This is a genomic window from Streptomyces sp. 6N223 (assembly GCF_052246635.1).
Lineage (GTDB): Bacteria > Actinomycetota > Actinomycetes > Streptomycetales > Streptomycetaceae > Streptomyces.
Genome location: NZ_JBQQCA010000010.1, coordinates 1 through 24,425 on the forward strand (window position 1 = coordinate 1; position 24,425 = coordinate 24,425).

Annotated in this window: 22 protein-coding genes and 1 tRNA gene; 12 read left to right on the forward strand and 11 right to left on the reverse strand. The window is 74.4% G+C overall.

Annotated elements, in window-relative coordinates:
• Positions 1–371, reverse strand: a 371-nt coding sequence (locus tag ACTWQH_RS08910) for a GntR family transcriptional regulator (RefSeq protein WP_443285845.1), incomplete at its 3' end; no start/stop codon positions are given.
• A gap of 28 nt (positions 372–399) precedes the next feature.
• Between ACTWQH_RS08910 and ACTWQH_RS08915 the strand changes: the two genes are divergently transcribed.
• Entirely contained in the window at positions 400–1,221 is an 822-nt protein-coding gene (locus tag ACTWQH_RS08915) for a methyltransferase domain-containing protein (protein WP_443285846.1), read from the forward strand.
• Between the two features lie 186 nt (positions 1,222–1,407).
• Here the strand turns inward: ACTWQH_RS08915 and ACTWQH_RS08920 are convergent, their stop codons facing one another.
• The 8 genes from ACTWQH_RS08920 to ACTWQH_RS08955 form a co-directional block, all read right to left on the reverse strand.
• Positions 1,408–2,067, reverse strand: a complete 660-nt coding sequence (locus tag ACTWQH_RS08920) for a hypothetical protein (RefSeq protein ID WP_443285847.1) — start codon at positions 2,065–2,067, stop codon at positions 1,408–1,410.
• A gap of 92 nt (positions 2,068–2,159) precedes the next feature.
• Positions 2,160–3,287 (reverse strand): glycosyltransferase, encoded by a 1,128-nt coding sequence (locus ACTWQH_RS08925; RefSeq protein ID WP_443285848.1) that lies wholly within the window; start codon positions 3,285–3,287, stop codon positions 2,160–2,162.
• The gene (locus ACTWQH_RS08930) at positions 3,284–4,126 is read right to left on the reverse strand and encodes a polysaccharide deacetylase family protein (RefSeq protein ID WP_443285849.1); all 843 of its coding nucleotides are present in this window, start codon (positions 4,124–4,126) and stop codon (positions 3,284–3,286) included. The genes ACTWQH_RS08925 and ACTWQH_RS08930 overlap by 4 nt, the downstream gene beginning before the upstream one ends.
• Positions 4,089–6,089, reverse strand: coding sequence for a murein biosynthesis integral membrane protein MurJ (murJ, locus tag ACTWQH_RS08935; RefSeq protein WP_443285965.1), 2,001 nt, complete (start codon positions 6,087–6,089; stop codon positions 4,089–4,091). Before murJ ends, ACTWQH_RS08930 begins: the two co-directional genes overlap by 38 nt.
• A 164-nt stretch (positions 6,090–6,253) precedes the next feature.
• Complete coding sequence (locus ACTWQH_RS08940) at positions 6,254–7,684, reverse strand: O-antigen ligase family protein (RefSeq protein ID WP_443285850.1); 1,431 nt, start codon at positions 7,682–7,684, stop codon at positions 6,254–6,256.
• Entirely contained in the window at positions 7,684–9,117 is a 1,434-nt protein-coding gene (locus tag ACTWQH_RS08945; protein WP_443285851.1) for an exopolysaccharide biosynthesis polyprenyl glycosylphosphotransferase, read from the reverse strand. The genes ACTWQH_RS08940 and ACTWQH_RS08945 overlap by 1 nt, the downstream gene beginning before the upstream one ends.
• Before the next feature lie 173 nt (positions 9,118–9,290).
• Positions 9,291–10,652, reverse strand: coding sequence for a glycosyltransferase (locus ACTWQH_RS08950; protein WP_443285852.1), 1,362 nt, complete (start codon positions 10,650–10,652; stop codon positions 9,291–9,293).
• On the reverse strand, positions 10,649–11,797 hold the full coding sequence (locus ACTWQH_RS08955) for a DUF3344 domain-containing protein (protein ID WP_443285853.1): 1,149 nt from the start codon (positions 11,795–11,797) through the stop codon (positions 10,649–10,651). The genes ACTWQH_RS08950 and ACTWQH_RS08955 overlap by 4 nt, the downstream gene beginning before the upstream one ends.
• Positions 11,798–11,967: 170 nt before the next feature.
• Between ACTWQH_RS08955 and ACTWQH_RS08960 the strand changes: the two genes are divergently transcribed.
• The 3 genes from ACTWQH_RS08960 to ACTWQH_RS08970 all read left to right on the forward strand — a co-directional run bounded on the left by ACTWQH_RS08960 (position 11,968) and on the right by ACTWQH_RS08970 (position 13,987).
• On the forward strand, positions 11,968–12,552 hold the full coding sequence (locus ACTWQH_RS08960) for a GNAT family N-acetyltransferase (protein WP_443285854.1): 585 nt from the start codon (positions 11,968–11,970) through the stop codon (positions 12,550–12,552).
• Between the two features lie 176 nt (positions 12,553–12,728).
• The gene (locus ACTWQH_RS08965) at positions 12,729–12,866 is read left to right on the forward strand and encodes a hypothetical protein (RefSeq protein ID WP_443285855.1); all 138 of its coding nucleotides are present in this window, start codon (positions 12,729–12,731) and stop codon (positions 12,864–12,866) included.
• On the forward strand, positions 12,863–13,987 hold the full coding sequence (locus ACTWQH_RS08970; RefSeq protein ID WP_443285856.1) for an FAD-dependent oxidoreductase: 1,125 nt from the start codon (positions 12,863–12,865) through the stop codon (positions 13,985–13,987). Before ACTWQH_RS08965 ends, ACTWQH_RS08970 begins: the two co-directional genes overlap by 4 nt.
• An 87-nt stretch (positions 13,988–14,074) precedes the next feature.
• Here the strand turns inward: ACTWQH_RS08970 and ACTWQH_RS08975 are convergent, their stop codons facing one another.
• Complete coding sequence (locus ACTWQH_RS08975) at positions 14,075–14,944, reverse strand: alpha/beta fold hydrolase (RefSeq protein ID WP_443285857.1); 870 nt, start codon at positions 14,942–14,944, stop codon at positions 14,075–14,077.
• A gap of 32 nt (positions 14,945–14,976) precedes the next feature.
• Here ACTWQH_RS08975 and ACTWQH_RS08980 point away from each other — a divergent pair, with 32 nt between their 5' ends.
• Positions 14,977–15,153, forward strand: coding sequence for a DUF397 domain-containing protein (locus tag ACTWQH_RS08980; protein WP_443285966.1), 177 nt, complete (start codon positions 14,977–14,979; stop codon positions 15,151–15,153).
• A complete protein-coding gene (locus ACTWQH_RS08985) occupies positions 15,132–15,563 on the forward strand; it encodes an NUDIX hydrolase (RefSeq protein ID WP_443285858.1) in 432 nt (143 codons plus the stop codon). The genes ACTWQH_RS08980 and ACTWQH_RS08985 overlap by 22 nt, the downstream gene beginning before the upstream one ends.
• A gap of 177 nt (positions 15,564–15,740) precedes the next feature.
• On the opposite strand, the gene ACTWQH_RS08990 is transcribed toward ACTWQH_RS08985, so the two are convergent.
• Positions 15,741–15,824: transfer RNA gene (locus ACTWQH_RS08990), tRNA-Leu, on the reverse strand.
• 336 nt (positions 15,825–16,160) lie between these two features.
• Between ACTWQH_RS08990 and ACTWQH_RS08995 the strand changes: the two genes are divergently transcribed.
• The 6 genes from ACTWQH_RS08995 to pknB all read left to right on the forward strand — a co-directional run bounded on the left by ACTWQH_RS08995 (position 16,161) and on the right by pknB (position 24,412).
• The gene (locus ACTWQH_RS08995) at positions 16,161–17,021 is read left to right on the forward strand and encodes an FhaA domain-containing protein (RefSeq protein WP_443285859.1); all 861 of its coding nucleotides are present in this window, start codon (positions 16,161–16,163) and stop codon (positions 17,019–17,021) included.
• Positions 17,022–17,031: 10 nt separating this feature from the next.
• The gene (locus ACTWQH_RS09000; RefSeq protein ID WP_443285860.1) at positions 17,032–17,541 is read left to right on the forward strand and encodes an FHA domain-containing protein FhaB/FipA; all 510 of its coding nucleotides are present in this window, start codon (positions 17,032–17,034) and stop codon (positions 17,539–17,541) included.
• A 57-nt stretch (positions 17,542–17,598) separates the two neighbouring features.
• Entirely contained in the window at positions 17,599–19,140 is a 1,542-nt protein-coding gene (locus ACTWQH_RS09005) for a PP2C family protein-serine/threonine phosphatase (protein WP_443285861.1), read from the forward strand.
• Between the two features lie 25 nt (positions 19,141–19,165).
• Complete coding sequence (locus ACTWQH_RS09010) at positions 19,166–20,563, forward strand: FtsW/RodA/SpoVE family cell cycle protein (protein ID WP_443285862.1); 1,398 nt, start codon at positions 19,166–19,168, stop codon at positions 20,561–20,563.
• Between the two features lie 36 nt (positions 20,564–20,599).
• Positions 20,600–22,090, forward strand: a complete 1,491-nt coding sequence (locus tag ACTWQH_RS09015) for a peptidoglycan D,D-transpeptidase FtsI family protein (RefSeq protein ID WP_443285863.1) — start codon at positions 20,600–20,602, stop codon at positions 22,088–22,090.
• A 273-nt stretch (positions 22,091–22,363) separates the two neighbouring features.
• On the forward strand, positions 22,364–24,412 hold the full coding sequence (gene pknB / locus ACTWQH_RS09020; RefSeq protein WP_443285864.1) for a Stk1 family PASTA domain-containing Ser/Thr kinase: 2,049 nt from the start codon (positions 22,364–22,366) through the stop codon (positions 24,410–24,412).
• Positions 24,413–24,425 lie beyond the last annotated feature (13 nt).

Genomic DNA, 24,425 nt, shown 5'->3' on the forward strand with positions numbered 1-24,425 from the left:
GGACCCGGGGCCGGAGCCGGGGCGTCGGGGGGCGCGGCGGACGCCGGGGCGCTGGGCGGCGGGGCGGTCACGGGGGCGGCGACCACGACGGTGCCGCGCCGCCCCTGCCCGGCCACGTGCCCGTCCTCGCCGAGGCACCGGTACGCCTCGGTGACAACGCCGCGCGAGACGCCGAGTTCGGCGGCGAGGAGGCGGGTGGCGGGCAGACGGCTGCCGACCGGGAGGCGGCCGTCGGAGATGGCGAGCCGGAGCTGGGCGGAGAGCCAGTCGGCGAGGCCGCCGGGCGGGGCCTGGTCGACGTCGAGCTGGAGGAAGTCCGACCCGCCCTGCGTTTTGGACCTGTGGAGAAGGTCACCATTGGACCTGTTCATTAGTCCATAGTGCCAGCAGGCTTGCGGCATGACCACGTACGTTCATGGCTATTCGTCGCGCGAGGCGCGCCGGCTGGCGGATCAGGCGGACGTGCTCGCGGGGTTGCTGCACGCGGGCACGGCGTACCCGGACGGGAGCCGGGTGCTGGAGGCCGGCTGCGGGGTGGGGGCGCAGACCACGCATCTGGCGGCCCGCAGCCCGGGGGCGCGCATCGTGTCGGTGGACCACTCCGAGGAGTCCCTGGCGCTGGCACGCGCCCGCGTGCACGCTCCGGGCGTGGAGTGGCAGCGGGCCGACCTGTACGAGCTGCCCTTCGCCGGGGCGTCGTTCGACCACGTCTTCGTCTGCTTCGTGCTGGAGCACCTGAAGGAGCCCGCCGGGGTGCTGGCAGAGCTGCGGCGGGTGCTGCGACCCGGGGGCAGCATCACCGTGATCGAGGGCGACCACGGCTCGGCGTTCTTCCACCCCGACAGCCCTCACGCCCGCGCGGCGGTCGACTGCCTGGTGCGGCTCCAGGCCGCCGGTGGCGGCGACGGGCTGATCGGGCGCCGGCTCGGGCCGCTGCTGGCCGGGGCCGGGTTCGAGGAGGTGGCGGTCGAGCCGCGCACGGTCTGGGCCGACGCCGCCCGGCCGGCGCTGGCGGAGGGCTTCACCCGGGAGACGTTCACGGCGGCGATCGAGGGCGTGCGGGAGGAGGCGCTGGCCGCCGGGTTCGCGACGCCGGACGACTTCGACCGGGGCGTCGCCGACCTGCACCGGACGGCGGCCGGGGACGGCGCGTTCCACTACGTGTTCTTCAAGGCGAGCGCGCGGGCCGGTGCAGAGGCCGGGGCGGGGGCCGGGAGGTGACGGCGCTCGTCTTCGGCCTGGGCCTGCTGGCGCTGCTGGCCTGGGCGTTGGAGCGCAACCACCGCCGCCAGCCGCCGTCCACCGCACCGTGGCCCCGGCTGGCGGGCGGCGCGGGCCTGACCGGCAACGTGGCCGAGCGCGACTCGGAACGCGTGGTGGCGGACCTGCGGGCGGCGGCGGCCGGGGTCAGCCGGCCCGCGCCGCCTCCCTCGCCCCGGCTGCCTCCGCCGCCTCTGACTGGGACGGAACGCCCGAGGACGGCCTGCCCGCCGGGCGCGGCCGTGGGCCACGGGTGAGGAGGGCCAGGCAGCCGAGGATGGCGCCGGTGCAGGCGCCGGTGGCGAGGGAGACGAGGGGGGAGGGGGATACGGGTGTCGCGTGCGGGCTGGCCGGTGTGACGAGGGAGAGCTCGGCGCCGGTGCGGTCGGCGGCGTCGTTGGCGTACGCGGCGACGGCGCGGGCCACGGCGTTGGCCGCGCGGGCGGCGTCCGTCCCGCTCGGGGCCGTGCCGGTGATCTCGATCAGCGGCGCGTCCGGCGAGGTGACCGCCCGCACCCGCTCCCGCAGCCGCGCCACTGGCACGCCCGCGTCGGTATGGGCCGTGGTGAGCACGGCGCCGTCGGTGGCGAGGCGGCCATACGCCTGGGCGTAGCCGATCGCCGCCTCCCGGTCGGGGCCGCTGACCAGCACCTGCCCGCTGGCCTCGTAACGCCGCTCCGCGAGCACCGCGTGGGCCCCACCGCCCAGCAGGCCCGCCAGCAGGCAGACCGGCAGCGGCCACCAGGCGTAACGGGCCAGCAGGGACCGCAGGGACCGCAGGGATCGCAGGGATCGCAGGGACGGCACTCTGAGTTTCATGGGGCGTGAGATCGGGCGTGAGATGGCCTGTGTGACGGGGCGTTTCATGGGGCGTCTCATCAGCCGCTTCATCAGGCGTTTCATCGGGCGCTGACCTCCTCGTAGACGCCCATCAGCCGGTCGGCGGCGCGGGCGATGGTGTAGCGGTGAACGGCCGCCGGCACCGGCAGCCGCCGCGCGCCCCCAGCGAGCTCCGCGCGCAGGGCGTGCGCCAACTCCCCCACGCTGGACGTGATCCGCCGCGCGCCGGGCGCCTCATGGCGTGGCAGATCGTCCACGGCCGGGCAGGTCACGTGCACCACCGGCAGCCCGGCGGCCAGCGCCTCCAGCACGGCCAGGCCGAAGGTCTCCTCCGTCGAGCAGGAGACGAAGACGTCGAACGCCGACAGCAGCCGGGGCACCTGTAGCTCGCCGCACTCGCCGGGGAACGCCACGCGCCCCGCGATGCCCAGGCGCCGCGCCAGCCGCCGCAGCGGTTCCCGCTCCGGGCCCTCCCCCGCCACCACCACCCGTACCGCCCCGGCCTCCGGCTCCGGCAGCCGGTCCGGCAGCCGCGCGATCGCGCGCAGCAGCAGGTCGAAGCCCTTGCCCGGCACCAGCCGCCCCACCCCGCCGACGACCAGCGCGTCCTGCGGCAGCTCGAGGCGCGCCCGCTCCGCCTGCCGCGCCGCCGGGTCGAAGCGGAAGCGGTCCGGCTCGATGCCGTTGGGCACCAGCCGGATGCGGTCCTCCGGCACGCCCCAGGCGCGCAGCCGCCGCGCCACGGCGGCGGAGACGGCCACGGTGGCCGAGCCCATGCGTTCGGTGGCCAGGTAGAGCGCCCGGTTGGCGCGGGTCAGCGGGCGGCCCTCGATGAGGCGTTCGCCCAGCGAGTGCTCGGTCGCCACCACCGCCCGCACGCCGGCGAGCCGGGCGGCGGCGCGGCCGTAGACGCAGGCGCGGTAGAGGTGGGTGTGGACCACGTCGTAACGCCCGCGCCTGATGTGGCGGGTGAGGCGGGGAAGGGCGCTCAGGTCGCGGTTGCCCGTCATGCCGAGGTGGGTGACGCTGACGCCGTCGGCGGCGAGCTCGCGCGCCAGCGGCCCGGGGTTGGTGAGGGTGACGACGTCGCAGGCGGCGCCGGCCGGGCGTAGGCGGGCGAGGAGGGCGCGCAGTTGGCGTTCCGCGCCGCCGACGCCGAGACCGGTGATGACGTGCAGCACTTTCACGCCGCGCCTCCCGTGGGCGTGCCCCATGCGTGCGGGCGGGGCGGCGGCAGGGCGACGCCCCGGCGGCGCAGCGGGTGCAGCAGGCGCTTCGCGGTCAGGCGGGGCGCGGTGTCGTCCGCGCCGACGTGGACGCGCGGCAGGGCGTGACGGCAGGTGAGCGGGCCCGGGTCGATGGCGCAGGCGTAGTCGTACCCGGCGGCGCGGACCGCGTCGATGGCGCGGGCGTCGACCGTGCCGTAGGGGTAACAGAACCCCGCCACCTCCCGCCCCGTGATCTCGCGCAGCAGTGCGCGGCTGTCGGCGGCCTCCGCGCGCAGCGCGTCGGGGTCGGCGTCGGCGAGGCGGGGCAGCGAGACGTGGGTGAGCCCGTGCGAGCCGATCTCGATCCCGGCCCGGGCCACGGCCCTGATGCCGTCCGCCGTCAGCAGCGGCTTGCGCGGCCCGGGCATGTCCCAGGTGTTGACGCCGCCGAGCCGGCCGGGCAGCACGAACGCCGTTGCCGTGCAGCCGTGGCGTAGCAGCACCGGCAGGGCGTGGTGGAGGAAGTCGGTGTAGCCGTCGTCGAAGGTGAGCCCGACCAGCCCGCGCGCCCCGCCGGGGCCGGTCGCCGCCGCCCGCAGCAGCTCGCCGACGGAGACGCCGCGCAGGCCGCGCCGCCGCAGCCAGCGGAGCTGGCGGTCGAGGCGGTCGGTGGAGACGGTGACGTTGTACGGGTCGGGGGTGGCCTGCGGGGCGGGCAGCACGGAGTGGTACATCAGCAGCCACAGGCGGGACTTTGCGGACTCGGGCGCGCCGCGCGTGTCAGGCGCGGGCGCGGCCGACGTCGTCGATGTCGTCATCTTCGATGTCGTCGGCGATGTCATCGTCGGCGTCGTCGTCGATGTGGTCTTCGACGCGGTCTTCGACGCGGTCGTCTTCGACGTGGTCGTCGTCATGGGTGGGGATCTCGCTTCCTGTCTGGGGTCGTTCGGGTAGGAGCCGTTGGCGCGCGGCGACGGCGGCGAGGACGGCCGCGAAGACGGCGGGGACGGCGACCGCGCCCAGCACGCAGGCGGCGACGGGCGAGCCCGGCCCCGGCAGCCCGGCGGCGTACCAGCCGGAGGCGGTGGCGAGCCCGGCCGCCAGGACCAGGCAGGCCAGGCGCGGCAGCACCGCGCGGAGGCCGACGGGGACGACGCGGGCGCGCAGGCCGCGCAGCAGCAGGTACGCCGTGAGGCTGATCCCGGCGGCGTTGGCGGCGGCGATACCGGGCGCACCCCACCCCGCGAGGCGTACGGCGACCAGCCCGGCGACGGCGGTCAGCGCCAGCCCGCCGCCCATCGCGGCCATCGGGAACCAGGTGGGGCGGTGCGCGGCGCAGGCGCCGGAGAAGAAGGGCCGCACGAGGGTGCCGACGAGGGTGTGGCCGAGCAGCCCCAGCGCGTACACCCGCATCACGCCGGCGGTCGCGGCCGTGGCGTCGGCGCCGAACTCACCGCGCTGGAAGAGGACCTCGATGATGTGGGGCGCGCAGGCGACGACGTACGCCGCGCCCGCGAGCACGACGGCGGCCGCCAGCGTCAGGTCCCGCTCGACGCGCTGCCGCGCCCGCTCGGTGTCGCCCTCGGCGAGGGCGCGGGCGACGATCGGCAGGGTGACGGTGCAGATCATCATCGACAGCACCATGGGGATCTGGGCGACCTTCTGGGCGAAGTTGAGGTAGGAGATGACACCGGGGGAGAGGGAGGAGCCGAGGAAGCGCTCGACCAGCACCTGCGACTGCCGCAGGAGCGCGAAGCACGCCACCGGCGCGACGACGGCGAGCCCGGTGACGGCCACGCTTGCGCGTGGCGGGGCGGCGCCCTCCTGGCCGCGCCCGGAGCGGACGCCGCGCTCACCGCTCTCACCGCGCTCACCGCGCTCACCGGCGGACGTCGATGCAACGCCCGGCACCGGCGGCCGGCCGGCCGCGGCCGCTGGCAGGCGTGCCCTGCCGCCAACGCCGTCCGCCGCGGTGGCATCTCCGCCGCGCTCGGCGTGCTCGGCGCCCACGCTGCCCTCGCTGCCCTCGCCGCAACCGCCGTTCACACGGCATCGCGGCGGCGCGATGGCCCCGTCGCCCGGCCCGGCCCCGCCCGGGGGCCGGGGCGCGTCGTCCGCCGGGGTCCTCGTCTGCGGCAGCGGAATCCGCAACCAGGGCCGCCAGGGCCCGCGCCAGTCGGGCTCGGCCCTCAGTTTGCGCAGGGCGAAGGGGAGTTGCAGCAGCACCATCAGCAGGCCGCCCGCCGCCACGCCGGCCGCCGCCGCGCGGATGCCCCAGGTCTCGCCGAGGGCCAGCGCCAGCGCGATGATGCCGGCGTTGTACGCGATGTAGATCGCGGCGGGCGGCATGAAGCTGCGGTGGGCGCGCAGCAGGGCGCTGAGGTATCCGGCGACGCCGAAGGTGAGCACGGTCACGGCGGTCAGGCGGGTGCAGTCCACCGCCAGCGCGGGGTCGGCCAGGCCGGGGGCGAGGGCCCGCACCAGGGGGTCGGCCGCGGCGGCGAGGGCCGCCGCGCCCACGGCCAGGGCGAGGAGGAGGCGGGGGAAGGTGGCCGCGGCCAGGCGGCGGACCTCGGCTTGGCCGCCGGCCAGGGCCAGGCTGAAGGCGGGGACCAGCACCAGCGCCATGGCGTCCTCGATGAGGAGCGTGGACGCCACCTCCGGGATCGTCCAGGCCACGAGGAAGGCGTCGGTGTCGCCGTCGGCGCCGAAGAGGCGCGCGAGTAGCTGGTCGCGCGCCAGCCCGCACACCGCGCCGCCCGCCGTGAGGATGGCCGTCACCCCGGCGACCCGCACCACGAATCCCTCGCCGCGGCGCAGGCGCTGGCTCAGGCGCTTGCTCAGGCTCAGGCGCTGGTGCTGGTGCTGGTGCTGGCTCAGGTCCTGGTCCTGATCCTGGTCCTGGCCCTGGCGTACGCGCGCTGCCAGCCTCCGGGCCGAGCCGGTCACGGCGGCGCCTGCCGTCCGGCCGCCGCGGCCCCCGCGGCCGGCGCGGCCGCCGGCGCGAGGCCCCACCACGCGGCCAGGCCCAGCGCCATCGCGGTCAGCACCGTCGTCGGGCCGCCGATGTCGGCGTACAGGAAGTTGACGGCCTGCCAGGTCAGCAGCCCGATGGCGGCGAGCCCGAGCCCCAGGTCCCGCCCGGCGTGCCGCGCGCGCCGCAGCCGGGCCGCGCACGCCGCGCCCACGCCCGCCCAGCAGCCGACGACCGTCGCCGCGCCGAGCAGGCCCTGCTCGCCGAGGAGCAGCAGGTACATGTTGTGCGGCGACAGCAGCTCCTGCCGCGCGAACGCCGCGCCCGCGCCGCCCGTGTCGCTGCCGGAGGAGAGCGCGAGCGAGGCGTGGCTGTCGCGGTGGGCGGCGAAGCCTCTCGGCCCCACGCCGGTCAGCGGCTCCTTCCACCACATCTCCAGCGCCGCCGACCACATGGCGTACCGGTCCGTCACCGACTGGTCGGGGGCGGCGTCCTCCTCTCCGAGGCCGACGGCCTGGCCGATGCTGCTCAGGCGGTCGCCGACCATCCCGGAGGCGGCCGCACCCACGCCCACCGCGCCGCCGGCCAGCAGCAAGCCCCCGGCGCAGAACGCCAGCACCAGCCGTCGCCGCCGTGCGACGGCCAGGGCGCCCCCGACCACGGCCAGCACGACGACCGCGACCGCCGCGGCCGTGGCCAGCCACGCGCCGCGGCTGAACGACACCGCCAGCGGCACCGCCAGCAGCGCCGCGCAGCCGAACGCCGCCGGGCGGCACCAGCGCGGCGCGCGGGCGGGCGGGGCCAGGCCCAGGCACACCGCGATGACCAGGCCGTACGACACCACGGTGGCCATGCCCATGACGTTCTGCGGCCCGAAGGTGCCGACGGCCCGGATGTTCTCGCCCATGTACGAGGCGCCGGTGCCGGTGGCGTACTGCACCGTGCCGACCGCCCCCTCCACCACGGCCGCCGCCACCACGCAGCCCGCGACCAGCCACGCCTCGCGGCGCGCGCGCAGCAGCAGCACCAGCGACAGCGGCACCAGCACGAACACCTGGAGGCAGCGGGCGAAGCCGGACACGCTGGCGGCCGGGTCGCCGGATGCGGCGGTGGCCACGGCGAACGCCACGGCGGGCGCGCCCAGCAGCACGGCCGCCCGCACGCCGAGCGCCGGGCCGCCCGGCCGTTGCCGTGACCGGGATTCCCGTGCCCCGGTCACGGCAACGGCCACGACGCAGACCGCCACCAGCGCGAGCGAGGCAAGGTCGGCGGCCGTGCCCGCGGCGCCCACCGGCAGGCACAGCAGCGCCACCGTCGCGGCGGCGGGCAGCGCGGGCCACACGGACGCCAGGGACCACAGCGACCCCAGCACCGTCGGCAGTCTCGGCAGTCCCGTCCCCATCAGCTCCCCCCGAGGCGGAAGCAGGCGGCGGTGGTGCGCAGCATGATCCGCACGTCCTGCCACAGCGACCAGGTGTCGATGTAGTGGTTGTCGAAGCGGGTGCGGTCCTCGATGGAGGTGTCGCCGCGCAGGCCGCTGATCTGCGCCAGGCCGGTGAGGCCGACCGGCACCCGGTGGCGTTCGGAGTAGCCGGGGTACGCCTTGGAGAAGCGCTCGACGAAGTGCGGGCGCTCCGGTCGCGGGCCGACCAGGCTCATGTCGCCGCGCAGCACGTTCCACAGCTGCGGCAGCTCGTCCAGCGAGGTGCGGCGCAGCAGCCGGCCGACGTGCGACATGCGGCCGTCGTGGGCGATGTTCCAGCGGGTGGCGGCCTCGCGGTCGTCGGCCGGGCGCAGGGTGCGGAACTTCAGGATCGTGAAGGGCCGCCCGTCCTTGCCGACGCGCTCCTGACGGAAGATCACGCCGGGGCCGTCGGCGAGCCGGACGGCCAGCGCGCAGCCGGTCAGCACCGGCGACGCGAGCAGCAGGGCGGTCGCGGCGACGGCGATGTCCAGTGCCCGCTTGCCCGCGCGGCCCCACCAGGCGGCGCGGCGGGCGTCGGGGGGATCGAGGCGGTGGCAGGCGAAGCCCCACAGGTGGCCGGTGGCGGGGGCGGCGACGGCGCTGGTGCCGGGCGCCCCGGTCCGCTCGGCCGCGGGCAGGTGCCGCTCGGCGTCGACGAACCACACGCGGCAGCCGCGTTCCCAGAACAGCCGCACGAGGCGTTCCTGCGGCGGGCAGGCGAAGACGGCGTCGCGCACGGCGTGGTGGGCCACGGCCCGGCCGATGTCGCGGGTCGAGGTGAGGACGGGCAGCGGGGCGATCTCGGGGAGGCGGGCGGGGACGGGGCCGACGAGGCCGACCGGCCGCATGCCGTACTCCAGGTGCTCGGCGAGGGCGGCGGCCACGCGCTCGCCCGCCGGGCCCGTGCCGACGACCAGGGTTGCGCGGGGGCGGCGGCGGGCGGCGCGGCGGCGGGCGTGGTACACGGCGGCACGTGCGGCGCAGGCGGTCGCGGCCTGGCCCGCCGCGGCCGCGGCCAGCCAGGTCCAGGGCGGCGAGGCGGGGGTGAGGGCGGCGGCCAGGCACCAGGCGATGGCGGCGTGGCCGAGCAGCCGGGGGAGTTCGTCGAGGGCGGCGGCGGTCGGGCCGGGGCGGTACAGGCCCGCGGCGGCGTTGAGCGCGAAGACGGCGGCCGCGAGCGGCAGCAGCGTGAGCAGCGGGCCGGAGGGGAGGGCGAGGGCTCGCGCCAGCGCGGCGCAGACCGCGAGCAGGGCGGCGGCGTCCGCGGCGGCGAGCAGCGCGGCGACGGTACGCCCGCGCGGGGCGCGCCGGGCACGGGGCGGCACCGGCGCGCGCATCGGCGCGCGAGGGGGGATGACGCGCAGCGCCACGGGAGCTTCCGGGGCCTCCCGGGCCGCCTCAGGAGACCCCGGAGATCCCGGAGATCCCGGAGATCCCGGAGGCCGCGGAGACTCCCGAGACTCCGGGGCCTCGCGTACCTCGGGGGCCTCGGGTGCCCGAAGGGCCTGCGCCGCCGCCACCTGGTGAGCCGTCCTCTCCGTGCTCATGACGGCGTCAACCCCCTCGGCCCTCTCGGCCCCCTCGGCCCTCTCGGCCCCCTCGGCCCGCTCGGCGCGGCGGCGCGCCCGCCAGGCGCGTCCCCGGCCACGGCGTCGGCCCCAGTCCCCCGCCCCGGCACCGGCCCCGACCCCGACCCCGGCCTGGGAAGGAGCCGGCCGGGGGCCAGCAGGTCCCCGTAGAGGCGTACGGTCTCGGCGGCGGCGCGCCTGATGTCGTGCGCGCCCCGCGCGTGCTCCCTGGCCTGCCGCGCCAGCACCCGCCGCCGCGCCGCGTCCAGCAGCAGCCCGGCCAGCGCCCCGGCCAGCGCCTCCGGGTCGCCGGGCGGCACCAGGCAGTCGTCGGCGTGCCCGGCCGGCAGGCTCTCGCGGGCGCCGCCAACCTCGGTGAGCACCACAGGCCGCCCCACGGCCATCGCCTCCAGCGGCGCGAGCGCCATGCCCTCCCAGCGCGAGGGCAGCACCACCAGGTCGGCCGCCGCGTACCAGGGCACGATGTCGTCGCTGTGCCCGGCGAAGAACACCCCCTCAAGGCCCTCCGGCCGCCAGCGTTCGACCATCGAGCGCAGCCGCCGCTCGTCCGGCCCGTCGCCGACCAGCGCCAGCCGCGCCCCGGGCACCCGGGCCGCCACCTCGGGCCAGGCCCGCAGCAGCACGTCCTGGCCCTTCTGGCGGCACAGCCGCCCGACGCAGACCACCAGCGGCGCCCGCTGCGGCAGGGGGTGCGCGGCGGCGAGCACGGCGGCGAGCCCGGCGCGCGCCTGACGCCGGGTCACGCTGTCGGCGAAGGGGAAACGGTCCAGGTCGACGCCATTGCGGATCACCGACCAGCGCGCGTCGATCCCGGCACGCTCGCCGCGCGCGCGTTCCGCCTCGCTGACGCACAGCACGCGGTCGGCCCAGCCTGCCGCCCGCCGCTCCCAGCCGAGGGCGAGGCGGGCTCGCAGGCCCTCGGCCGCCTCGAAGGACCAGGCGTGCGGCTGGAAGACGGTCGGCAGCCGCCCGCGCACCGCCAGCCGCCCGGCGAGCCCGGCCTTGGAGCTGTGCAGGTGCACGACGTCGGGCTCGGCGCGGCGGATGGCGCGGGCGGCGAAGGCGGCCTCCCAGGGCAGGTTGAGCCCCGCCTCCCGGCCGGCGAGCCAGTCGATCACCTCGGCCCCGGCGGCGGCCGCCGCCCGCCGCAGCGACCCGTCGGGCGGGCAGATCACGACGGTGCGCAGCCCGAGGATGGTCTGCTCGCGCACGAGGTCGGCGACGACCCGGGCCACGCCGCCCGTCGTGGGCTGCGCCACGTGCACCACGGTCAACGCGCGCTGCCCCGTCTGACGCGGCACCTGTGCCCCGCTCATCGGCGTCTCCCGGCGTCGGCCCCGGCGTCCGCCCCGGCCTGCGTCCGCGTCCCGGTTCTCGCGTCCGCCTGCAGGAAGACGGCCCCCAGCTGGTAGGCGTCCCGCCCGCTGGTGAAGCGCAGCCGCAGCTCCTCGGGCCCTCCGGTCAGCGCCGCGCCGAGGTCGAGCACGTCGGCGTCGAAGCCGAGCGTGTTGGCGTGGGCGGGCTCGCGCCCCTCCGCCACCGGCTCGCCGCCGCCGCTGATCGTGGAGTTCATGACGTCGTACGCCGGGTTGGCCGCGTCCCCCAGCTCAACGTCCTCGCCCCCGTCCGGCCGCACCGTGACGCCGTCCCCGGCCTGGCCACGGTCGCCGCCGAACGCCACCACCCCCAGGCCGCCGGCCGCGTCGGGCGCGATCCGCAGCCCGTCCACGGTGACCTCGGCGGCCCGGCCCGAGCCGTCCAGCGCCGGGAGGCCGTCGAGGATGGCGAGTTCGCGCAGCGGCTCGTCGGCGTCCTCGTACGCCACCACCAGCGCCCAGCCGCCCCAGCCGCCGGTCTCCGAGTGGCCCATCGCCACGTTGACCTGCCCCACGGTGTACGCGCCCGGGCTGCTGTACCGCACCAGGTCCGTCACCTCCGCCGAGGCGACGAAGCTCTGGTAGCCGGGCGCCTCGATCGCGTGCACCTCCGCGGATTCGGCGACCACCTCCTTGTACGCCCCGCCCGGCTCGGCGATGAGCACCCGCGCGTTGTCCTCGGGCGGCTTCTGCTCGCCGACGCGGATGTTGGCGCCCCAGTACAGGCGGGCGTACGCCACCTCCGCCCCGGCCGGCAGCCGCAGCTCCGCGCGGCTGGAGTTGTAGGTGTTCCGGTCGTCGTCGACGTCGATGTAGTCCATGGCGTACTCGCCGCCGCGCCCGACGCCCCCGGCCTGGGTGTCGGCGCAGGGCGCGGCGTCGGGGACGGCCGGGTCCCCGCAGGTGATGACGGAGTTGGCCGCGACGGCGACGCCGCCGTGCACGGTCTCCCGGTACCTCGGCTCGGCGTCGGCGTCGGCGTCGGGCTGGGCGTAGACATCGGGATAGGCGTTGGCGTGGTGCGGCAACGCGGCCCCGCACAGCACCAGGACCGCCACGCACAGCGCGGCGCGAATAGAACGCATGGCTCACCTTTCACAACCCATTTCCGGCAGGCGGTGAAAACCATGACAGACGAAAAAGCGGAAATCACGTAAAACGCGCGGTGCTCGCTCCGAAGGCCTATTCGCAGGCCATTCCGCGATGGAAGTACAAATACTATTTACTGCTTTACCTCGGCCACTAGCATGACTCCATGGCCATCGTCCGCCGCGCCGAGCCCCTGGCCAGCGATGTCGTTGTCCGCCCCGCCCGGCCCGGCGAGGAAGACGTCGTGCTCGACCTGCTGGCGGAGGCGGCCGCGTGGCTCCGTGGCCGAGGCATCGAACAGTGGCCACCGCGCTTCCCGGCCAGCTCCGTCAGAGGGCAGATCGCCGCGGGCGAGGTGCTCCTGGTGGAGGCCGACGACGCCCCGCCGCCCATCGCCACCCTCGCGGTCACCGAAGCCGACACGGAGCTCTGGGGAGCGGACGCCGAACCGGCCTACTACGTCTCCGGACTCGCGGTCGCCCGCCGCGCGAGCGGCGCCGGCCTCGGCTACCGGCTCCTCGACTGGGTCGCCGGCCAGGCCGCCGAGCGCGGCCGGCGGCATGTGCGGCTGGCCACCGCCGCCAACAATCCGGCCCTGCGGCGCTACTACGCGAGGGCGGGCTTCGAGCACGTCGCCGACCCGCCCCGCGCACGGTGGCCGACGAGCCTCTACCAGCGGAAGGCCGGCCCCGCGCAACAGGGTCCCTGCGCACCCGGCATCCCGGCGCAACACCCCGCTGTTTCCTGTTGAGAACCACGGCGTCGGCGACGTCGGCCACGCCAGCGCCTTCACGGCCCAGGCCGGCCGCCTCGTTGTTCGCGGCAACGTCGGCGACGCCGTCGGCGACTCCCTCTACGAGAGCGCGTCCACTTCCGGACCGGAAACGCCGCCTCCTACTAGGCTCCTAGGGACCCGAAGGACCGATCATGGACCCTGCTTCGCACGGCCTGCGCGAGTCCGCCACCTTCGACCGCGCCACCATCCACGCCATCCAGCGCGCCGCCGGCACCTCCACCACCGCCGGCGACGGCGGAACCAACTGGATCCCCGGTGATGGCCAGTGATCGCCGTCATCGGCGCCGGACTCATGGGCGCCGCCACCGCCTGGCGGCTCGCCCGGGACGGCCACGAGACCACCCTCATCGAGGCGTTCGCCATCGGCCACAGGCGCGGCAGCTCCCACGGCACCTCCCGCATCTACCGCCGCGCCTACGCCGACCCCCTCTACACCCGCCTCGCCGGCCAGGCCCGCCAGCTGTGGCACGAGCTGGAGGACGACACCGGCGCCCATCTGCTACGCCTCACCGGCGCCCTGGACTTCGGCGCGGGCCGCGACCCGCAGGGCATCGCCGCCAACCTCGCCGAGGCCGGCGTGCCGCACGAGCTGATGACCGCCTCCCAGGCGTCCGAGCGCTGGCCGCAGTTCCGCTTCACCGGCCCGGTCCTCCACCACCCCGACGCCGGCACCGTCAACGCCGACGCCACCGTCGCCGCCGCCACCCGCCGCGCCGCCGAGCTGGGCGCCCGCGTGCTGTCCGGCGTACGCGTCACCGGCGCCGACGTGCTGCCGCAGGGCGGCGTCGTGGTCCGCACCGACGACCCCGAGACCCCCGAGGTGCGCGCCGACGCCGTCGTCGTCGCGGCCGGGCCGTGGCTGCCCGACCTCGCCGCCCGTCTCGGCGTCCCCGTCCCCCTCCCGCCGCTGCGCGTGACCCAGCAGCAGGTCTTCCACTTCCGGCAGCGCGACCCGGCCGCGCGCTGGCCCGTCTTCGTCCACCAGGAACGGCTCAGCCTCTACGGCCTGCCCTCCGGCGCCGACGGCGGCCCGGCCCCGGCCGTCAAGGTCGCCCAGCACAACGCCGGCACCCCCACCACCGCCCGCACGCGCAGCGGCGTGGTCGACCCGGTCTCACGCGACGTGGTCACCGCCTGGGTCGCCCGCACCCTCCCCGGACTCGAACCGGCGCCCGTCGCCGAGGCCAGCTGCCTCTACACCCTCACCCCCGACGAGGACTTCATCCTCGACCGCGTCGGGCCCGTCGTCATCGCCTCCCCCTGCTCGGGCCACGGCGCCAAGTTCACGCCGCTCATCGGCCGCATCGCCGCCGACCTGGCCCTCGGCCGGGCCGAGCTACATCCCCGCTTCGCCCTGGGCCGCCCCATCCGCACGGCGGCTCCGGGCTGACCAACCCGTCAGAGCTTCCCGCCCCCGGCCCGCCCGGCCCGGGGCGGGAAGGGCGGAGGCGGCACAGGGCTGCGGTGGTGGAGTCGCTCACGAGGCGCCGTCAAGCACCTCCCTCAGCCGCTGCGCGAACTCGTCCGGCTTCCCCGGATATCCGAACTCCCCGTCGAGGAAGCCGCCGTGATGGCTCGGGAAGACGGTCACCCGCTGCCCGAGCAGCTCGGCGGTCGCGGCGGAGGTGCGTCCGGTCTGCACGTCCACGGACTCCTCGCCCACAGCGATCACCACGCGGGTCGGAGCCGCGGCGATCGCGTCGACGTCCGGCCGATAGCTGCTGACCGCCCATGACCGGTCGGACAGCAGCGGATCGTCACGCGAGCCGTCGTCCTCCGCGGGCATCCCGAACGCGGCGGGATCGGCCTCGGGCTGTGCGAAGTACGCGTCGGTGAACTCGCCCTCCCACGAGGTCATGACGATGAACGCAGCCATCCCGGCCCCCCACCCCCGCTTCTCGTACGCCTCCCGGACACCGGCCCGCGCACGCACGGCCGCCGGGCCGTCCGGCGTGAGGGTGACGAGCGGCGGCTCGTGCGCGACCAGGGTGGTCACGTCCGCGGGGTACGTCGCCACGACCGCGAGCGCGGTGATCGCGCCACCACTGCTTGCGAACATCTCGACCGGCCCGGCGCCGAGCGCCTCGATGACGGCGTGCACGTCGTCGGCTTGGCTCTCCGGCGTGTGGTCGACCCGCCCGTCCTTACGGGCGCTGCGACCGAGCCCGCGCGGGTCATAGGTGGCAACGGTCCGCTCGGGGAAGCGCGCCGCGAGCGCGGCGAAACCAGTAGCGTCCATGGGCTGCCCGATCATGAGCAACGGCGGGCGCCCGTCTGTGGTCGGCAGCGGCCCGCGAACGTCGTAGACAAGGTCCGCGTCGGCTGTCTCAAGTGTGTATGTATCCATAACCGTGCAGACCGGCCACGCCCCGGAAACTCATCGGCGCGGCGGGTACCTCCTCCGATGGCGGCCAGTGCGTGGCGTTCTCCCCCAGCTTCGCGGAGTCAGGCATCGTGCCCGTCCGCGACAGCAAGAACCCCAGCGGCCCGCCGGCGGCCCGCTCCCAGGTCTCGCGAGCCCGTAGGCTCGCGCCATGCGATGCGTGCAGAAGGTAGTTGCCTACATCGTCCGCGACGGCAAGCTCGTGGTGTTCACGCACGCCGAGGACTCCCATTTCGACCAGTCCGGGCTGCAAGTTCCCGCCGGAACGGTCAAGGAGCGTGAGCTCCCTCAGGACGCGGTCCTACGGGAAGCCGAGGAAGAGACAGGTCTCAAGGGACTCCGGATCGAGCGGTACCTCGGCTCGGGCGAATACGACGCACGGCCCTACCGCGACGAGATCCACGTGCGCCACTACTTCCAGCTCTCCTTGGACGGCAACGACGTACCGGAGCGCTGGCACGCATACGAACGCGGTGACGGCGAGATTGAGCCGATCAAGTTCGAGCTGTACTGGCTCCCACTGGACCAGGCGCATGTCGTCGCCGCGGGGCAGGCGGCCATGATCGGCCGCATGTTTGACTGATCCATCTCACGGAACGCCAACCACCAGGCGGAGCCGCGCCCTCGTGGCCCGGTCGGACATCACGCTCGGTGAGTGGGTGACTGCCGGTTTGCCACCCTGCGCAGGCCGGGCCCCGCGGTTGATCACGCACGATCCCAGAAAAGCGAAAAACCCCTGATCAACAGGGGTCTTCCTGGGTGCGCGAGGGGGGAGTTGAACCCCCACGCCCTTTCGGGCACTGGAACCTGAATCCAGCGCGTCTGCCTATTCCGCCACTCGCGCCTGCCGTGAGCAACCCCACACCGCGGTGGGATGACCCGACGCCCAGAAGGCTAACACGGTCCGGGCACCTCCCTCACCTGCGTTCCCGGCGCACCCCGCCTCCGCCGCCCCTCCGCAACCTCACCCCCTCCCGCGCCCATTCCCTCCCCACATGCGGGACACTGTTGGCAGCTCCCCCCTACCATCCCGGTTGGGCCGGCACGGCGCCGGGACAGGATCCGGAGGGGGCCCGCAGGAAGGGAACCACCTGATCGTCCCGCGCGTGGATACGATCAGTAAGCACGATCGCGCCGGGCAGCGCAGGGACGTCGGAGAGCACGGAGAGGGAGGTGCACCATGGGAGTACTGAAGCGCTTCGAACAGCGGCTGGAGGGCCTCGTCAACGGCACCTTCGCCAAGGTCTTCAAGTCCGAGGTGCAGCCGGTCGAGATCGCGGGCGCGCTCCAGCGCGAATGCGACAACAACGCCACCATCTGGAACCGCGAACGCACCGTCGTCCCCAACGACTTCATCGTCGAGCTCAGCCCCAGCGACTACCAGCGCCTCGCCCCGTACGCCGCCCAGCTCGGCGACGAGCTCGCCGGCATGGTCAAGGAGTACGCCAAGCAGCAGCGGTACACCTTCATGGGCGAGATCAAGGTGCACCTGGAGCAGGCCGACTCCCTCGACACCGGCCTGTACCGGGTCCGCAGCCGCACCCTCGCCGCCAGCTCCCCCGGCGTCGGCCCCGGCCCTGCCGCCCCGACGTACGGCCGCACGCCGCCGCCCGCCCGGCCGCCCGCCCCCGGGTACGGCTACCCCCAGCGCCCCCCGGCCGGCCCGCCGCCGGGCGCCCCGGGCCAGCCGCCCGCGCCGCACGCCGCCTCCCCCGGGTACCCCCCGCCGGGCGGGCCGTACGGACAGCGCCAGACCTCCCGCGTCCGCCGCTGGATCGAGATCAACGGCACCCGCCACCAGATCTCCCGCCCCACCCTCGTCATCGGGCGATCCACCGAGGCCGACGTGCGCATCGACGACCCCGGCGTCTCCCGCCGGCACTGCGAGATCCACGCCACCCAGCCCGCGACCGTGCGGGACCTTGGATCCACCAACGGGATCGTGGTAGACGGACAGCACACCAAACGCGCTACGCTCCGCGACGGCTCCCGGATCGTCGTGGGGAGCACCACCGTCATCTACCGCCAAGCCGAAGGGTAAGCGGGGGGCAATGTCAGAGCTGACCCTCACGGTCATGAGACTCGGCTTTCTGGCCGTCCTGTGGCTGTTCGTCATCGTGGCCGTGCAGGTCATCCGCAGCGACCTCTTCGGCACCCGCGTCACCCAGCGCGCCGCCGTCCGCCGCCCGGAGCCGCAGGCCGCCCAGCCACGCCGCCAGCCCCGCCAGCAGCCGTCCGGCGGGCGCGGCGGCCGTCAGCGCCGGGGCGCCCCCACCAAGCTCGTCATCAGCGAGGGATCCCTCGCCGGAACCACTGTCGCGCTGGCGGGCCAGACCATTACGCTCGGCCGGGCACACGACTCGACCATCGTCCTCGACGACGACTACGCCTCCGGCCACCATGCCCGGATCTACCCCGACCAGGACGGCCAGTGGATCGTCGAGGACCTCCGCTCCACCAACGGCACCTACCTGGACCGCATGCGCCTCACCGTCCCCACACCCATCCCACCCGGCACGCCGATCCGCATCGGCAAGACCGTCATCGAGCTGCGGAAGTAGGTCCGAACCCATGACGAGCGGACGTGGCCGCGTGACCGGAGGGCGGGAGCAGCGCCCATGAGCCTGTCACTGAGATTCGCCGCCGGCTCCCACACGGGGATGATCCGCGACCACAACGAGGACTCCGGGTACGCCGGGCCCCGCCTGCTGGCCATCGCGGACGGCATGGGCGGCCAGGCCGCCGGCGAGGTCGCCAGCTCCGAGGTGATCTCCACCCTCGTCCAGCTCGACGACGACATCCCCGGCCCCGACATCCTCACCTCGCTCGACGAGTCCGTGCAGCGCGCCAACGAGCAGCTGCGCTCGATGGTCGTCGAGGACCCGCGCCTGGACGGCATGGGCACCACCCTCACCGCCCTGCTGTGGACCGGCACGCGCCTGGGCCTGGTCCACGTCGGCGACTCCCGAGCGTACCTGCTGCGCGACGGCGAGCTCACGCAGATCACCCAGGACCACACCTGGGTGCAGCGCCTGGTCGACGAGGGCCGCATCACCGAGGAGGAGGCCACCACCCACCCGCAGCGCTCCCTCCTCATGCGGGCCCTCGGCAGCGCCGACCACATCGACGCCGACCTGTCGATCCGCGAGGTCCACGTCCACGACCGGTACCTGCTGTGCTCCGACGGCCTGTCCGGCGTCGTCAGCCAGGAAACCCTCCGCGACACCCTCGCCGCCTTCCACCCGCCCGCCGACACCGTCCGCGAGCTGATCGAGCTGGCGCTGCGCGGCGGCGGCCCGGACAACGTGACCGTCATCGTCGCCGACGTCGTCGACACCGACACCCAGGAGGGCGACACCCTCGCCCACCAGCTCCACGACCGCCCCCAGGTCGTCGGCGCCGTCGCCGAGTCCCAGGCCCAGCGCAACGGGGACGACAGCCACGCCCAGACCCCGGCGTCCCGCGCCGCCGTCCTCGGCCGGCCGGCCGGCCCGCCGCCCCCGCCGCCCGGCGTCCCGCCCGAGGGCTTCGGCGCCGCCTTCACCGACGGCGACTACGTGCCCCTGACGCCGCGCCGCCGCCCCTGGAAGACGGTCGGCCTGATCGCCCTCGCCCTCGCCGTGCTGGTCAGCGGCCTGTACGTGGCGTACCGCGTGACCCAGAGCCAGTACTACATCGCCGCCAACGGCGACCACGTCGCGCTCTACCGGGGCCTGAGCCAGGACCTCGGCCCGATAAGCCTCTCCAGCCTGGAGGAGGACTTTCCCGGCATCCTGCTGGACGACCTGCCCACCTCCCAGCGCACCCGCGTCGAGGAGACGATCTCCTACGACAGCCTGGAGGACGCCGAGCAGCGCATCGGCACCCTCAACGCCCAGGCCGAAACCTGCCGCCTCCTGCGCGAGCGCGACGCGGTGCAGGAAGAGTCCGGGACGGAGCAGAACCAACCGGACACCCGGCAGCGGGACCCCGACCCCAGCCAGACCAGCCCACCCGAGGAGAGCTCAGGCAGCGATCAGCAGAATCCCGGCGAGAACGCCACCCCCGACGGCTCCACAAGCCCCTCCGCCGACGGCCCGACGGACGACGCCACCACGCCGCCCGCCCTCCCGCCGCTGAGCCCGGACCAGCAGGATCTCGCCAAAGAGTGCGACATCTAGACCCCGCCCCGAGAGACGCCAAGGCATGAGCACCGGTAACACCACCGTCTCCACCGGCGGCCTCCCCAGCCGCCGCAACACCGAGCTCGCCCTGCTCGTCTTCGCCGTGCTCATCCCCGTCCTGGCCTACGCCAACGTCGGCCTCGCCAAGGACGAGGAGCTGCCCGCCGGCATGCTCGGCTACGGCCTGGGCCTCGCCCTCATCGCCGGGGTCGCCCACCTCGTCGTCCGCCGCTGGGCCCCCTACGCCGACCCGCTGATGCTGCCCATCGCCACCCTCCTCAACGGCATGGGCCTCGTCCTCATCTGGCGCCTGGACCAGGAACCCACCATCACCACGCCCGCCCTGGGCGGGCCCATGGCCGCCGACCAGCTCATGTGGTCCACCATCGGCGTCGCCCTCTTCCTCGGCGTCCTCGTCTTCCTCAAGGACCACCGCATCCTTCAGCGCTACACCTACATCTCGATGGTCGTCGCGCTCATCCTGCTCGTCGCCCCGATCTCCCCCCTCGGCCAGGAGGTCAACGGCGCCCGCATCTGGGTCGACATCCCCGGCGTCGGCTCCCTCCAGCCCGGCGAGTTCGCCAAGATCATCATCGCGGTCTTCTTCGCCGGGTACCTGATGGTCAAGCGCGACGCCCTCGCCCTGGCGAGCCGCCGCTTCGCCGGCCTGTACTGGCCGCGCGGCCGCGACCTCGGCCCCATCCTGATGATCTGGGGCCTGAGCCTGATGATCCTGGTCTTCGAGACCGACCTCGGCATGTCCCTGCTGTTCTTCGGCATCTTCGTGGTCATGCTCTACGTCGCCACCGAGCGCACCAGCTGGATCGTCTTCGGCCTGCTGCTGTCCGCCTCCGGCGCCTTCGCCGTCGCCTCGACCAACGCCAACGTCCAGGGCCGCGTCGACAACTGGCTCAACCCCCTCGCCCTGGAGAACGGCGGCGTCACCGAGACCGCCCAGTCCATGTACGCCTTCGGCTCCGGCGGCCTGCTGGGCTCGGGCCTCGGCCAGGGGTACTCCCGCCTCATCGGCGGCATCGCCACCAAGAGCGACTACATCCTCGCCACCGTCGGCGAAGAGCTCGGCCTGGTCGGCCTGATGGCCATCATCCTCCTCTACGGCCTCCTCATCGAGCGCGGCCTGCGCACGGCGCTGGCCACCCGCGACCCGTTCGGGAAGCTGCTGGCCATCGGCCTCACCGGCGTCTTCGCCATCCAGATCTTCGTCGTCGCCGGCGGCGTCACCGGCCTCATCCCGCTGACCGGCATGACGATGCCCTTCCTCGCGCAGGGCGGCTCCTCGGTCATCGCCAACTGGGCCCTTATCGGGCTCCTACTGCGCATCAGCGACACTGCTCGCCGTCCCGCGCCCGCACCGGCCTCCCCCCTGGCCGCCGAAGAGACACAGGTCGTCCGAGCATGAAGGTCGGAGCATGAAGGTCGGAGTCGGAGTCACAGCATGAACAAGCCGATGCGCCGCGTCGCCATCTTCTGCGGCCTGCTGATACTGGCCCTGCTGGTGCGCGTGAACTGGGTGCAGTTCGTCCAGGCCGACGACCTGCAGTCCGACGAGAACAACCGCCGCGTCGCCATCGAGCGCTACTCCCACCCGCGCGGCAACATCATCGTCGACGGCGAGCCCATCACCGGCTCCGAGGAGACCGACGACCCCGACTTCCGGTACCAGCGGACCTGGGTCGACGGCGAGATGTGGGCCCCGGTCACCGGCTACGCCTCCCAGGCGTACGGCACCAACCAGCTGGAGAGCATCTACGACTCCGTCCTCTCCGGCGACGACGACCGGCTGTTCTTCAACAACACCATCGACATGCTCACCGGCGAGGAGCAGCGCGGCGGCAACGTCCACACCACCCTCAACGTCGACGCCCAGCGCGCCGCGTACGAGGGCCTGGAGGCGCTGGAGGGCGACGCCAAGGGCTCGGTCGCCGCCATCGACCCGCGGACCGGCGAGATCCTGGCCCTGGCGTCCTACCCGTCCTACGACCCCTCCCGGTTCGCCGGGTACGGCGCGGACGACGAGGAGGCGTGGCAGGAGCTGTCCGACCCGGACAACCCCGACCTGCCCATGCTCAACCGCGCGCTGCGCGAGACCTACCCGCCCGGCTCCACCTTCAAGGTCGTCACCGCCGCCGCCGCCCTGGAGAGCGGCCTCGTCGAGGGCATCGACGAGGGCACCCAGACCCCCGACCCGTACCGCCTGCCCGAGACCCAGGATCTCCCGCAGAACTACATCCCCAACCCCATCCCCACCGCCGAGTGCGAGAACGCCACCCTCCGCGTCGCGCTCCAGTGGTCCTGCAACACGGTCTTCGCCAATCTCTCCGACCAGATCGGCAACGAGCAGATGAAGGAGACCGCCGAGGGGTTCGGGTTCAACGAGGAGCAGTTCGTCCCGGTGCGGGCCGAAGCGAGCGTCTTCCCGGAGGACAACCGGCCGCAGAACGCCATGGCCGGCATCGGCCAGGCCTCCAACCGCGCCACCCCCCTCCAGATGGCCATGGTCGCCGCCGCCGTCGCCAACGACGGGGTGCTCATGCAGCCCTACATGGTCGACCGCCTGGAGGCCCCCAACCTCGACGTCATAGAGCAGACCGAGCCCGACGAGCTCGGCCGCGCGATCTCCGGCGAGACAGCCACCGCGCTCCAGGACGCCATGGAGACCGTCGTCGAGGACGGCACCGGCGAAACCGCCCAGATCGACGGCGTCACCGTCGGCGGCAAGACCGGCACCGCCCAGCACGGCGTCGGCAACGAGGCGCTGCCCTACGCCTGGTTCATCTCCTACGCCATGACCGACGACGGGTCCCCCGTGGCCGTGGCCGTCGTCGTCGAGAACGGCTCGGAAGACCGCGACGAGATCGGCGGCGGCGCCCTGGCCGGCCCCATCGCCAAGAGCGTCATGGAGGCCGTCCTCAACAGCGAGGAGTGAGACGCCGACGTGACGTTCGCCACGGCCCGGCCCGCGCGCGGCCCTGACCACCGTCTTCACCCCGGCGTTCACCCCGGCGTTCACCCGGAACGCCGCAACCGGGCCCGGTGAACACACGTCATACACACGAGTGACGGCAACCCCCGGACATGCCGCCGGACCAGGTCACACGCGATACCGGTTGGATATCGGCCTGCCACCCACGACCGGCTCACCCACGACCGGCAGGTACCGTAAGCCAGGGCCGGGACCGACACCGAGAGGGCTGGAAACATGGAAGAGCCGCGTCGCCTCGGCGGGCGGTACGAACTCGGCCAGGTACTGGGCCGCGGGGGGATGGCCGAGGTCTATCTCGCCCACGACACGCGCCTTGGCCGTACCGTCGCCGTCAAGACGCTCCGGGTCGACCTGGCGCGCGACCCCACCTTCCAGGCCCGCTTCCGCCGCGAGGCCCAGTCCGCCGCCTCCCTGAACCACCCGGCCATCGTCGCGGTCTACGACACCGGCGAGGACTACGTCGACGGCATCTCCATCCCCTACATCGTGATGGAGTACGTCGACGGCTCCACCCTGCGCGAGCTGCTGCACTCCGGCCGCAAGCTGCTCCCCGAGCGCGCCCTGGAGATGTGCATCGGCATCCTCCAGGCGCTGGAGTACTCCCACCGCAACGGCATCGTCCACCGCGACATCAAGCCCGCCAACGTCATGCTCACCCGCACCGGCCAGGTGAAGGTGATGGACTTCGGCATCGCCCGCGCCATGGGCGACGCCGGCATGACCATGACGCAGACGGCCGCCGTCATCGGCACCGCGCAGTACCTCTCCCCCGAGCAGGCCAGGGGCGAGACCGTCGACGCCCGCTCGGACCTGTACTCCACCGGCTGCCTGCTGTACGAGCTGCTGGCCAACCGGCCGCCGTTCGTCGGCGACTCCCCGGTCGCCGTCGCCTACCAGCACGTGCGCGAGGAGCCGCAGCCGCCCAGCGTCTACGACCCCGAGGTCCCGGCCGACACCGACGCCATCGTGCTGAAGGCGCTGGTCAAGGACCCCGACTACCGCTACCAGAGCGCCGACGAGATGCGCGCCGACATCGAGGCGACCCTCGACGGCAGACCCATCGCCGCCGCGGCGGCCATGGGCGCCGCCCCCTACGGCTACGACGACCAGCCCACCACCGCCCTGCGGCGCGCCGACCCCCAGACCCAGCTGCTGCCGCCCGCCACCGACCCCAACAACGGCGGGTACAACGGCTACGACGACGACTACGACGGGTACGACGGCCGGGGCGACCGGCGGCAGCGCCGCCGCAACACCTCCACCATCCTGCTCGTCCTCGCCGCCATCCTCGTGCTCGTCGGCGCCATCTTCGTCGGCCGCGCCCTCTTCGGCGGCGACCCGCCCGCGAACAGCCCCACCGTGCCCGACATGCGCGGTCTCACCCTGGAGGAGGCCCAGGAAAAGGCCGACAACGGCCGCTTCGAGGTCGTGGAGGGCGACAGCCGCCCCTGCGGCGACATCGAGGAGAACCTGGTCTGCGAGACCGACCCGCCCGCGAACTCGAAGATATCCGAGGGCGGGACCGTCACCCTCATCATGTCCTCGGGTCCCGAGGCCGTGGAGGTCCCCGACGTCATCGGCGACAGCTTCGACGACGCCAAGGGCGAGCTGGAGGACGAGGGCTTCTCCGTGAAGCGTGAGGAGCAGGAGAGCGAGACCGACGAGCCCGAGACCGTCCTGGAGCAGGACCCGGCGGGCGGCGAGGAGGTCGCGCCCGAGTCCACCATCACCCTCACGGTCGCCGTCGAGCCGGAGGGCATCGAGGTGACGGACGTCGTCGGCTGGCAGCTCGCCGACGCCCAGGCCGAGCTGGAGGGCCAGGGGTTCACGGTCACCACGGAGGCCCAGGTCGACGACTCGCGCGCCGAGAACGAGGTCATCGACCAGGAGCCGAACGCCGGCGACCGGGCCGAGGAGAACAGCACCGTCCACCTCATCTACGCCGTTCCCCCCGAGACGACGGAGCCCGCGCAGGTCTCGGTGCCGGACGTCACCAACCAGCCGTACTACGAGTACGCCGAGGCGGCGATCACCGACGCCGGCCTCACCCCGGTGCTCCAGTGCACGCAGAGCACGGGCACGGTCATCGTGCAGTACACCGACCCCGGCGCCGGCACCCTCGTCGACGAGGGCAGCACGGTGAACGTCTACTGCTACGAGGACACCAGCGCCGGCGGCACCACCGGTGATCCCGGTGGCGGTACGACCGGCGACCCGGGCGGCGGCACCGGCGGCGACACCGGCACGATCTTCGGCGTCGGGTAGGCCCTGAGGGCCT